This is a genomic window from Micromonospora sp. NPDC050200, from assembly GCF_040656135.1.
Taxonomy (GTDB): domain Bacteria; phylum Actinomycetota; class Actinomycetes; order Mycobacteriales; family Micromonosporaceae; genus Micromonospora.
In genome coordinates this window covers 81,997-93,723 of sequence record NZ_JBFALG010000015.1, presented here as the reverse complement: position 1 = coordinate 93,723, position 11,727 = coordinate 81,997, and the positions used below count along the sequence as shown (strand labels likewise).

At 73.7% G+C, this 11,727-nt stretch carries 7 protein-coding genes; 6 read left to right on the top strand and 1 reads right to left on the bottom strand.

The annotated features are described in order from the left end of the window. Window positions 1–12 precede the first annotated feature (12 nt). The 6 genes from AB0I41_RS13065 to AB0I41_RS13040 all read left to right on the top strand — a co-directional run bounded on the left by AB0I41_RS13065 (window position 13) and on the right by AB0I41_RS13040 (window position 10,427). Window positions 13–1,440 carry a nucleotide pyrophosphatase/phosphodiesterase family protein gene (locus AB0I41_RS13065; RefSeq protein WP_357105872.1) on the top strand — a complete coding sequence of 476 codons (1,428 nt, stop codon included), beginning with the start codon at window positions 13–15 and terminating at the stop codon, window positions 1,438–1,440. Next, window positions 1,437–2,504, top strand: a complete 1,068-nt coding sequence (locus AB0I41_RS13060; RefSeq protein WP_357105869.1) for a polyprenyl synthetase family protein — start codon at window positions 1,437–1,439, stop codon at window positions 2,502–2,504. The genes AB0I41_RS13065 and AB0I41_RS13060 overlap by 4 nt, the downstream gene beginning before the upstream one ends. A gap of 359 nt (window positions 2,505–2,863) precedes the next feature. Continuing rightward, window positions 2,864–5,731, top strand: a complete 2,868-nt coding sequence (locus tag AB0I41_RS13055) for an RICIN domain-containing protein (protein ID WP_357105866.1) — start codon at window positions 2,864–2,866, stop codon at window positions 5,729–5,731. 74 nt (window positions 5,732–5,805) lie between these two features. Next, a complete protein-coding gene (locus AB0I41_RS13050; protein ID WP_357105864.1) occupies window positions 5,806–7,914 on the top strand; it encodes a ThuA domain-containing protein in 2,109 nt (702 codons plus the stop codon). Between the two features lie 208 nt (window positions 7,915–8,122). Further along, the gene (locus tag AB0I41_RS13045; RefSeq protein ID WP_357105862.1) at window positions 8,123–9,103 is read left to right on the top strand and encodes an ATP-binding protein; all 981 of its coding nucleotides are present in this window, start codon (window positions 8,123–8,125) and stop codon (window positions 9,101–9,103) included. Window positions 9,104–9,419: 316 nt separating this feature from the next. Continuing rightward, window positions 9,420–10,427, top strand: coding sequence for a sugar phosphate isomerase/epimerase family protein (locus AB0I41_RS13040; protein ID WP_357105859.1), 1,008 nt, complete (start codon window positions 9,420–9,422; stop codon window positions 10,425–10,427). 68 nt (window positions 10,428–10,495) lie between these two features. Here the strand turns inward: AB0I41_RS13040 and AB0I41_RS13035 are convergent, their stop codons facing one another. After that, a complete protein-coding gene (locus AB0I41_RS13035; RefSeq protein ID WP_357105856.1) occupies window positions 10,496–11,677 on the bottom strand; it encodes an ROK family transcriptional regulator in 1,182 nt (393 codons plus the stop codon). Window positions 11,678–11,727 lie beyond the last annotated feature (50 nt).

Sequence of the window (11,727 nt, the reverse complement as noted above, 5' to 3'; positions counted from 1 at the left end):
CGAGGTGCCGGCATGAGCAAGCGACTGGTGGTACTGGACGTGGTCGGGTTGACCCCGCGGCTGCTGGCGCACATGCCCCGGTTGCGGGCGGTCGCCGAGGAGGGGTTCGTCACCGGTCTGGGCACGGTGCTGCCGGCGGTGACCTGCTCGGTGCAGGCGACCCTGTTGACCGGGGAGCCGCCCTCCGGGCACGGGATCGTGGGCAACGGCTGGTACTTCCGGGACCTCGGCGAGGTGCTGCTGTGGCGGCAGCACCACGCGCTGGTCGGCGGGGAGAAGCTCTGGCAGGCCGCCCGCCGGGTCGAGCCCGACTGGACGGTGGCCAACGTCTGCTGGTGGTACGCGATGGGCGCGGACGTGAACTGGACGGTGACCCCGCGGCCGGTCTACCACGCCGACGGGCGCAAGGACCCGGACTGCTGGACGGACCCGCCGGAGCTGCACGACACGCTCACCGACGCGTTGGGCACCTTTCCGCTGTTCACCTACTGGGGGCCGGGCGCCGGGCTGCCCTCCTCGGCGTGGATCTGCCGGGCCGCCGAGCGGATCCTCGCCGACCACGCCCCGGACCTGACCCTGGTCTACGTCCCGCACCTGGACTACGACCTGCAGCGCTTCGGCCCGTCCTCGCCCCGGGCCGCCGCCGCGGCGGCGGAGCTGGACGCGGTGCTCGGCCCGCTGCTGGACGCCGCCCGGGCCGCCGACGCCACCGTGGTGGCGCTGTCGGAGTACGGCATCACCGACGTCTCCCGGCCGGTGGACGTCAACCGGCTGCTGCGCGCCGAGGGGCTGCTGCGGGTCTACACCCAGGCCGGGATGGAGTACCTGGACCCGTGGACGTCGCGTGCCTTCGCCGTGGCCGACCACCAGGTGGCCCACGTCTACGTCCGGGACCCGGCCGACGGGCCGGCGGTGGCGAAACTCTGCGCCGGCCTGCCCGGGGTGGCCGAGGTGCTGGACGCCGAGGGGAAGGCGGCGGCCGGACTGGACCATCCGCGCGCCGGCGACCTGGTGCTGGTGGCCGAGCCGGACGCCTGGTTCACCTACTACTACTGGCTCGACGACGCCCGCGCCCCCGACTTCGCCCGCCTGGTGGAGATCCACCGCAAGCCGGGTTACGACCCGGCGGAGCTGTTCTTCGACCCGGCCGCGCCGGGGGCGGCGAAGCGCCGCGCGGCGGTCGCGTTGGCCCGCAAGAAGCTCGGCATGCGCTACCTGATGAGCGTGGTCGGCCTCGACGCCGGGGCGCGGGCGGTCCGGGGCTCGCACGGCCGGCTCCCCGCCGACCCGGCGGACGCCCCGCTGCTGCTCTGCTCCGACCCGACCGCCGCCCGGGACCGGCTGGCGGCCACCGAGGTGAAGGGCCTGCTGCTGGAACTGGCCGGACTGGCCCCGCCGGCGTCCCCCGGGCCGGCCGGTGGGCCCGGGGAGGGGCGGTGACCATCACCGCCGCCCCGGCCGACACCAGCGGGCTGCGGGCGCGCTTCGACGCCGAGCTGGTGGCCTTCCTGGACCGGCAGGGGCCGGACTGGCCGGACGGCGCGCCGCGCGGCATCTTCGCCGCCCTGCACCGGTTCGTGCTGGCCGGCGGGAAGCGGCTGCGCCCGCTGTTCTGCTACTGGGGCTGGCGCGGCGCCGGGGGCGGGGACGACCGGCCGATCGTGGTCGCCGCGGCGGCGCTGGAGCTGTTCCACGCGTTCGCGCTGATCCACGACGACATCGTCGACGGCAGCGACCGCCGCCGGGGCGCGCCGTCGGTGCACCGGCTCTTCGCCGACCTGCACACCCGGTCCGCCTGGCGCGGCGACCCCGAGGCGTACGGGCGGAACACCGCGCTGCTCTGCGGCGACCTCTGCGCCGCCTGGGCGGACCAGATGTTCCACGAGTGCGGGCTGAGCACCGCGCAGGTCTGCCAGGGGTACGCGGTCTTCGCCCGGATGCGTACCGAGGTGATCGCGGGGGAGTACCTGGACCTGGTCTCCGGCGTCGGCGACGGCTCGGTGGCCAGCGCGCTCACCGTGATCCGGATGAAGGCCGCCCGGTACACGGTCACCCGCCCGTTGCAGATCGGCGCGGCGCTGGCCGGCGCCGGGCCGGAGCTGGTCGCCGCGCTCACCGAGTTCGGCGACCCGCTCGGCGACGCGTTCCAGCTCCGCGACGACGTGCTCGGCGTCTTCGGTGATCCGGCGGTGACCGGCAAGTCCGTCCTGGACGATCTGCGCGAGGGCAAGCCGACGGTGATGATGGCGCTGGCCCGGGACGCCGCCGACCGGGCGCAGAGCGCCCGGCTGCGCGACCTGTTCGGCAATCCCGCGCTGGACGCGGACGGGGCGGCCGAGCTTCGCGCGATCATCGAGGCGACCGGGGCCCGGGAGCAGATCGAGCGGCTGATCCGGGTCCGCGCGGACGCCGCCCGGGCCGCGTTGGACCGGCTGCCCCTGGCGGAGCGGGCGCTGGCGGCGCTGGCCGAGCTGGCCGACCAGGCGGTGCGCCGCCGGAGCTGATGCCGCCGGACGGCGCGCCGGTGTGCACCACGGGCGCGCCGGGCGACCTTCCCGCGCCCAGCACACTTTCAGCCAACTGAGCAGAAGTTCGCGTCCGCGGGGCGGAAGGTGTGGACAGATACATTTACAGGTCTTAATGTTCGTGGCGTCACGAACCTGTTTCGTCGAGGTGAACCGGCGGCGCGGTAACCCATCGACTGGTGATCCCCCGGCCTCCCCCGGTCCCCACCCCGGCCGGTGGTCACGGCCGGCCCGGCGCCGCCCGGACGGCCCTGCCGTATCCCCGCAACCGGCATCCTGGCCCGGCGCGACGGCGCGCGCCCCGCCCTGGCAGTCACACGTCAGGAAGGGACAGCAGCATGTCCATGAAGGACGTACCCACCCACCGCTTCCCACGATGGTCCTCCGCCGCCTCCGCCCTGCTCCTGGTGGCTGCCGTCGGCACGGTCGGCCTCACGGTCGGCCCGACCGCCCTCGGCGGCCCGGCTCCGGCCGCCGCCCACGTCATCACCGCCTCCGACTTCCAGCAGGTAGAGCTGGCCCGCGGCGTCGCCGAGACGGGCGAGCCGATGTCCCTGGCCGTGCTACCGGACCGCTCGGTCCTGCACACCGCACGCAACGGCACCCTGCGGCGCACCGACGCCAACGGCACCACCTCCGTGATCGGCACCCTGTCGGTCTACACCCACGACGAGGAGGGGTTGCAGGGCGTCGGCGTCGACCCGAACTTCGCCAGCAACCGGCACATCTACCTCTACTACGCCCCGCCGCTGTCCACCCCCGCCGGCGACGCGCCGGCCACCGGCAGCGACTTCTCCGCCTGGCAGGGCGTCAACCGGCTGTCCCGGTTCACCCTCAACGCCGACTACACCCTCAACCAGGGCAGCAGGGTCGACGTGCTCGACGTGCCCGCCGACCGTGGACTGTGCTGCCACGTCGGCGGCGACATCGACTTCGACGCCGCCGGCAACCTCTACCTGTCCACCGGCGACGACACCAACCCGTTCGACTCCGCCGGCTACGCACCCATCGACGAGCGGACCAACCGCAACCCCGGGTACGACGCGCAGCGCAGCGCCGGCAACACCAACGACCTGCGCGGCAAGATCCTGCGGATCAAGGTGAACGCCGACGGGTCGTACGCCGTCCCGTCCGGCAACCTCTTCCCCGTCGGCACCGCCAGGACCCGGCCCGAGATCTACGCGATGGGCTTCCGCAACCCGTTCCGGATGAGCGTCGACAAGGTCACCGGCATCGTCTACGTCGGCGACTACGGCCCCGACGCCGGCTCCACCTCGGCCACCCGGGGCCCCGCCGGCCAGGTCGAGTTCGACCGGGTCACCGCGCCGGGCAACTACGGCTGGCCGTACTGCACCGGCACCAACACCAGCACCGAGACCTACAACGAGTGGGACTTCGCCACCGGCACCGGTGGCGCCAAGTACAACTGCACCGGCGGCCCCACCAACAACTCGTTCCGCAACACCGGCCTGACCACGCTGCCCGCGGCGAAGCCGGCCTGGATCCGGTACGGCGGCGACGCCGGCAGCCCGCCTGAGTTCGGCGGCGGCTCCGAGTCCCCGATGGGTGGACCGGTCTACCGCTACAACGCCTCCTCGACCTCGACAGTGAAGTTCCCGCAGTCCTTCGACGGGCAGTTCTTCGCCACCGAGTTCGGCCGCGGCTGGATCAAGCCGATCCACGTCAACGCCGACGGCTCGCCGGGCACCATCGACAGCTTCCCGTGGACCGGCAAGCAGGTGATGGACTCCGCCTTCGGCCCGGACGGCGCCTACTACGTGCTCGACTACGGCACCGGCTACTTCAACGGCGACGCCAACTCGGCGCTCTACCGCTTCGACCACGTCGGCGGCGGCAACCGGGCGCCGACGGCGAAGGCGACCGCCGACCGGACCTCCGGCGCGGCCCCGTTGACCGTCAACTTCTCCTCGGCCGGTTCGTCGGACCCGGAGGGAGGGGCGCTGACGTACTCGTGGAACTTCGGCGACGGCACCAGCTCCACGGCCGCCAACCCGTCGAAGACGTACACCGCCAACGGGACGTACACCGCCACGCTGACGGTGCGGGACCCGCAGAACGCCACCGGCAGCGCCAGCGTGGTGATCAGCGTAGGCAACACCGCCCCCACGGTGGTCGTCAACAACCCCGGCAACGGCAAGCTCTTCTCCTACGGCGACACGGTGCCGTTCAGCATCACCGTCACCGATCCGGAGGACGGCACGATCGACTGCGCCAAGGTCAAGATGACCTACGTGCTCGGCCACGACCAGCACGGCCACCAGATCACCTCGAAGACCGGCTGCTCCGGCTCGATCGCCATCCCGGTCGACGGCGAGCACGACGACGCGGCGAACATCTTCGCCATCTTCGACGCCGAGTACACCGATGCCGGCGGGCTGACCACGCACACCCAGCACACCCTCCAGCCCCGGCACCGGCAGGCCGAGCACTTCAAGACCTCGTCCGGCATCAACACCTTCGACAAGGCGGCCGCCGAGGGCGGCAAGACCGTCGGCGACATCAACAACGGGGACTGGGTCGCCTTCCAGCCGTACCAGCTGGGCGACGTGACCTCGTTCAGCGCCCGGGTCTCCTCGGCCGGCGCGGGCGGCACCCTCCAGGTTCGGGCCGGATCGGCCACCGGCACGGTGCTCGGCTCCGCCACGGTGCCGGTCACCGGGGCGTGGGACTCCTTCACCACGGTCACCGGCGCGATCTCCGGGGCGCCGTCGGGCACCACGACGCTCTACCTGACCTTCGCCGGGCCGGGCACCGGGGCGCTCTACGACGTCGACTCGTTCACCTTCACCACGGGCGCGACGGTGCGCACCGGGCCGATCAAGGGCCTGGCCGGCAAGTGCCTGGACGTGCGGAACGCGGCCACCGCCGATGGCACCCAGATCCAGCTCTACACCTGCAACGGCGGCGCGGCGCAGACCTGGACGGTGACGCCGAACTCGACGGTGAAGGCGTTGGGCAAGTGCCTGGACGTGTCCGGCGGTGGTTCGGCGGACGGTACGAAGATCCAGCTGTGGACGTGTAACGGGACCGGTGCGCAGAACTGGTCCGCCCAGGGTGACGGGACGGTGCGGAACCCGCAGTCGGGCAAGTGCCTGGATGTGTCCGGCAACAACTCCGCCGACGGCACCCCGGTGCACCTGTGGACCTGCACCGGCGCCGCCAACCAGAAATGGACCCTGCCGTAACCGAGTGCACGCGCGGGGGCCCCGTCGGCCCGCCGGCCCGCCCGGGGCCCCCGCCCACCCGATAGGAGAGCGACATGCGCAGACTCCTGCGTCCCGTCCTCGGCGCGGCCACCGCCGTCCTCGCCGCCATCGCCTGCACCGCTCCCGCCATCCCGGCGTCCGCCGCCGACGCCCCGTACGACGTGCTGGTCTTCTCCCGGACCGCCGGGTTCCGGCACGACTCCATCGCCGCCGGCACCCAGGCCATCCGGGACCTCGGGGCGGCCAACAGCTTCACCGTCACCGCCACCGAGGACGCCGCCACGTTCACCACCGCCAACCTGGCCCGGTACGAGGCGGTCGTCTTCCTCAACACCACCGGCGACGTGCTCGACGCCGGCCAGCAGACCGCCTTCGAGTCGTACATCGGCTCCGGCGGCGGGTTCGTCGGCGTGCACGCCGCCGCCGACACCGAGTACGGCTGGTCGTTCTACGGCAACCTGGTCGGGGCGTACTTCGCCTCGCACCCGGCCATCCAGCAGGCCAACGTCAAGGTGGAGAACCGGGCGCACCCGGCCAGCGCGCACCTGCCACAGACCTGGACCCGCACCGACGAGTGGTACAACTACCAGACCAACGCCCGCTCCACCGCCCGGGTGCTGGCCACCCTGGACGAGTCGTCGTACTCGGGTGGCGGGATGGGCGTCGACCACCCGCACTCCTGGTGCAAGACCTACAGCGGCGGGCGGGCGTTCTACACCGGCGGCGGGCACACCCAGGCGTCGTACGCCGAACCGGCGTTCCGGGCCCACCTGCTCGGCGGCATCCGCTACGCGGCCGGCCGGGCCAAGGCCGACTGCCGGCCGGAGACCGGCTACACCGCCCTCTACAACGGCTCCACCACCGGCTGGTCGCAGGCCGGGCCGGGCAGCTTCACCAACTCCGACGCCACGCTGACCTCGGTCGGCGGGATGGGCCTGTACTGGTACAGCGCCAAGCAGTTCACCAACTACTCCCTCAAGCTGGACTGGAAGCTGGCCGGGGACGACAACTCCGGGGTGTTCGTCGGCTTCCCGCCGTCGAGCGACCCGTGGTCGGCGGTGAACAACGGCTACGAGGTGCAGATCGACGCCACCGACGCGACCGACCGCACCACCGGCGCGGTCTACACCTTCAAGTCCGCCGACATCGCCGCCCGCGACGCGGCACTCAACCCGCCTGGGGAGTGGAACACCTACGAGCTGCTGGTCGAGGGCGAGCGGCTACAGGTCTTCCTCAACGGCGTGAAGATCAACGACTTCACCAACACCGACCCGGCCCGCTCGCTCGCCGGCCACATCGGCATCCAGAACCACGGCACCGGCGACGACGCCTCGTTCCGCAACATCCGGATCAAGGAGCTGGGCTCCACCCCGGGCGGGAACACCACCATCCAGGCCGAGGCGTTCAGCTCGGCCAGCGGGGTCACCCCGTTCACCAAGGCCGGGGCGAACGGCGGGCAGACCCTCGGCTACATCGACCCGGGCGACTGGTCGGCGTACAACGGGGTGGACCTGACCGGCGTGACGTCGTTCAAGGCGCGGGTCGTCTCCGGCGGGCCCGGCGGCACGATCCAGGTCCGCACCGGCTCCACCACCGGCACCGTCCTCGGCTCGGTCGCGGTGCCCAACACCGGCAGCTGGACGACGTACGCCGACGTCGTCACCGCCCTGACCGGGGTGCCGTCCGGCACCCAGACCCTGTACCTGACCTACACCGGCACCGGCACCGGCCTCTTCGACGTCGACGACTTCACCCTGGTCCGGGGTGGTGGCGGCACCGGTGGCACCGGGCCGATCAAGGGCCTGGCCGGCAAGTGCCTGGACGTGCGGAACGCGGCCACCGCCGATGGCACCCAGATCCAGCTCTACACCTGCAACGGCGGCGCGGCGCAGACCTGGACGGTGACGCCGAACTCGACGGTGAAGGCGTTGGGCAAGTGCCTGGACGTGTCCGGCGGTGGTTCGGCGGACGGTACGAAGATCCAGCTGTGGACGTGTAACGGGACCGGTGCGCAGAACTGGTCCGCCCAGGGTGACGGGACGGTGCGAAATCCGCAGTCGGGCAAGTGCCTGGATGTGTCCGGCAACAACTCCGCCGACGGCACCCCGGTGCACCTGTGGACCTGCACCGGCGCCGCCAACCAGAAATGGACCCTGCCCTGACCCGCTGACCCGCTGACCGGCGGGCCCGCTGACCGGCGGGTCCGGTCGGCGCGACACCGCCGGGGTGCGTCCGCGCCCCGGCGGCGTCGCGCCCGCCCCGGTGCGCCGACGTCGGCTCGGCGCCGGCCCCGTCCGGGCGCCGGCGACACCCGCCGCGACCACCGGACGCGCCCGGTCCGGGGCCGGGTGGCTGCCGTACCTTGACCGCATGGGACGCCTCGCGGAGTGGCACCGGGTCGCGCGGACGCACCCGGCGGTCACCGACGCGCTGCTGGCCGCCGCGCTCTTCGTGGCCAGCCTGCTGCCGGTGAACCCGCCCGGCGGGCCGCCCCGGGCGCCGCTCACCCTCGCCGCGGTGCTGCTCGTCGCGCTCGGCTGCGGGGCGCTGGCGGTGCGTCGCCGTCACCCGCTGCCGGTGCTCGCCCTGACCACCGCCACCGTGGTGCTCGCGCAGCTCACCGGCCTGGCCCGGGGGCCCTTCGTGTTCACGATGGCGATCGCCGCGTACACCGTCGCCACCCGCACCGACCGGCGGACCGCCGCCGTGGCCGGCGCGGTCGGCGCCCTCGCGGTCGGCGTGGCGACGATCGCCACGCTGGGCCTGGCCCGGCTCGACCCGGCGGCGGAGGTGCTGCTGCTCTGGTTCGGCGTCGCGGTGGCCTTCGGCGACGCGGTGCGCAGCCGGCGGGCGTACACGGCGGTGCTGGCGGAGCGGGCCCGGCACGCCGAGCAGACCCGCGAGGAGGAGGCGCTGCGCAGGGTCGCCGCGGAGCCCGTCGGGCCCACCGGGCCGACCCCCAGCCTGAACCGGCTGGACGCCCTGGTCGAGGGGTTCAGCACCGGCCAGCCGGTGCGCTGGACCGTCGCCGGCCAGCCCCGCCCGCTGCCCACCGCGGTGGACGTCGCGGCGTACCGGATCATCCAGGAGTCGCTCGCCAACGCCCACCGGCACGCGCCGGGCGCGGCGGTCGCGGTCCGCCTGCGTTACGACCCCCACGGCGTCACGATCGAGGTACGCGACTCCGGCGCCGCCGCCCCGCCCGCGCCGCCCCCGAGCGCCGGGCTGGGCCTGCTCGGGATGCGGGAGCGGGCCGAGGCGGTCGGCGGCGCCTTCACCGCCGGCCCGCTGCCGGACGGGGGCTGGTCGGTCCGCGCCGAACTGCCCGCCGTCGAGGAGGACGCCGAGTGAGCGTGCTGCCGCCGCGTCGTTCGCGGTAGCCGGGTGGAGGACCTACCGCGATCGCCGTACCCGCGACGCCGGAGCGCCGGCCGGCACGGGCCGGGGTCACGTGTGGGGGCCCGCCCGGCGGGCTCTTCCCAGCCGGTCCCGGTGGTCCTAGAGTGAGGGCGGCGACCGCGAGGTGGCCGGTGACCCGGCGGGAGGCGCAACCCGTCGGGCCCAGGTGCGTGCCGCACCCACCGGCGACCCGTGACCGCTTCCGCACCGGTGGCCCCTCGCCCCGCTCACGCTGAGGAATCCCCATCACGACAGGGGAGACACGACGATGGCGCGACCGATCACGCTCTTCACCGGCCAGTGGGCCGATCTTCCGTTCGACGAGGTCTGCCGGCTCGCCTCCGAGTGGGGCTACGACGGGCTGGAGATCGCCTGCTGGGGCGACCACTTCGAGGTCGACAAGGCCCTCGCCGACGACTCGTACGTCGAGCGCAAGCGGGAGACCCTCGCCAAGCACCACCTCAGCGTCCACGCGATCTCCAACCACCTCGTCGGTCAGGCGGTCTGCGACCACCCGATCGACGAGCGGCACCAGGGCATCCTGCCGGCCCGGATCTGGGGCGACGGCGAGCCCGAGGGGGTGCGCCGGCGCGCCGCCGAGGAGATGAAGGACACCGCCCGCGCGGCGGCGAAGCTCGGGGTGAAGACGGTGGTCGGGTTCACCGGCTCGTCCATCTGGCACACCCTGGCGATGTTCCCGCCGGTGCCGCCGGAGATGATCGAGCGCGGCTACCGGGACTTCGCCGACCGGTGGAACCCGATCCTCGACGTCTTCGACTCCGTCGGGGTGCGCTTCGCCCACGAGGTGCACCCCAGCGAGATCGCCTACGACTACTGGACGACGCGGCAGGCCCTGGCGGCGATCGGCCACCGGCCGGCGTTCGGGCTCAACTGGGACCCGTCGCACTTCGTCTGGCAGGAACTGGACCCGGTGAACTTCATCCTCGAGTTCGCCGACCGCATCTACCACGTGGACTGCAAGGACGCCAAGGTACGCACCGGCGACGGGCGGCGCGGCCGGCTCTCGTCCCACCTGCCCTGGGCGGACCTGCGCCGAGGCTGGGACTTCGTCTCCACCGGGCACGGCGACGTGCCGTGGGAGGACTGCTTCCGGGCGCTCAACGCGATCGGGTACGACGGGCCGATCTCCATCGAGTGGGAGGACGCCGGGATGGACCGGCTGGTCGGCGCGCCGGAGGCGCTGCAGTTCGTCCGCCGGCTCGCCTTCGACGCCCCCGCGGCGGCCTTCGACGCCGCGTTCAACAGCAAGGACTGATCCCGCGTACGGCGCGGCCGGCCGGTCGCCGGGGCAGGACACCGCCCCGGCCGCCGGCCGGTCGCCGGTCAGTCGGACGCGAAGACCTGCTCGCTGATCAGCCGCGCCGCGCCCACCACCGCGGCCCGCTCACCCAGGTCGGACAGGACGATCGGCATGGTGCCGGTGGTCAGCGGCGCCGAGCGGCGGTAGACCACGGCCCGGATCTCGGCCAGCAGCGCGTGCCCGAGGCCGTCCGGGGCACCGCCGATGATCACGATGGCCGGGTTGACGAAGCTCACCAGCCCGACCAGCACCCGGCCCAGCCGGCGGGCGGCGTCCCGCGCGACCGCCTGGACCGCCGGGTCGCCGGCGGCCGCCGCCCGGGCGACGTCCGCCATGGTGAGGGTGCCGGACCCGGCCAGCCGCTCGGCCAGGGCGGGGGAGCGGCCCGACCGGGCCGCGTCGAGCGCCGCGCCGACCAACCCGCTGTCGCCGCAGTACGCCTCCAGGCACCCCGCCTCGCCGCAGGCACAGCCCGGGCCGTCGTCGGCGAGCCCCAGGTGGGCGATGTCGCCGGCGCCGCTCGTCGCGCCCCGGTGCGGAGCGCCCCGGAGCACCAGGCCACAGCCGATCGCGGTGCCGAGCTTGACGTACAGGAAGTCGTCGAAGGCACGGCCGATCCCGGCGTGCTGTTCGCCGAGCGCCATGACGTTGGCGTCGTTGTCGACCAGCGTCGGACACTCCAGCTCGGCGCCGAGCGTGTCCCGCACCGGAAACCCGTGCCATCCGGGCAGGGCCCCGGGGGCGACCGGGGATCCCTGCGGGAACGCTACCGGCCCCGGCAGGCCGACACCGATCCCGTTGAGGTGGGTCAGGCCCAGGTCGGCCCGGAGCTTGCCGACGAGTTCCACGGCCCGGGCGACCACCGGCTCCGGACCGAGCCGGACGTCGGTCGGCTCGTGCAGCTCGGCCAGCACGTTCAGCTCGCCGTCGGTGACGGCGGCGGTGAGCCGGTCCGGGCCGACGACGAGGCCGGCGAAGCGCACGGTGCCGGCGACGCGGAGCAGCGACGACCGTCGGCCGCCGCGCGAGGCCGCGGGGCCGGCGCTCTCGACCAGGCCCAGCTCGACGAGTCGGTCCACCTCCGCGGTCAGCTTCGACCGGGACAGGCCCACCGCGTCGCACAGCTCCACCCGCGAGCGCGGGCCGTCGCGCAGCACCCGGAGCAGTCGTGCCTGGTACGCGTTCTCCGGTCGGACGGGAACCATCGCCATCACCTCCGGCCGGAGTCTTCCACGGCGGTGTTTCGTCTCGTGGC

Excerpts from the sequence above, each read along its gene's own strand:
- AB0I41_RS13050 (WP_357105864.1), top strand. The coding sequence starts at position 5,806 with ATGCGCAGACTCCTGCGTCCCGTCCTCGGCGCGGCCACCGCCGTCCTC.
- AB0I41_RS13040 (WP_357105859.1), top strand. The coding sequence starts at position 9,420 with ATGGCGCGACCGATCACGCTCTTCACCGGCCAGTGGGCCGATCTTCCG.
- AB0I41_RS13045 (WP_357105862.1), top strand. The coding sequence starts at position 8,123 with ATGGGACGCCTCGCGGAGTGGCACCGGGTCGCGCGGACGCACCCGGCG.
- AB0I41_RS13065 (WP_357105872.1), top strand. The coding sequence starts at position 13 with ATGAGCAAGCGACTGGTGGTACTGGACGTGGTCGGGTTGACCCCGCGG.
- AB0I41_RS13055 (WP_357105866.1), top strand. The coding sequence starts at position 2,864 with ATGTCCATGAAGGACGTACCCACCCACCGCTTCCCACGATGGTCCTCC.
- AB0I41_RS13035 (WP_357105856.1), bottom strand. The coding sequence starts at position 11,677 with ATGGTTCCCGTCCGACCGGAGAACGCGTACCAGGCACGACTGCTCCGG.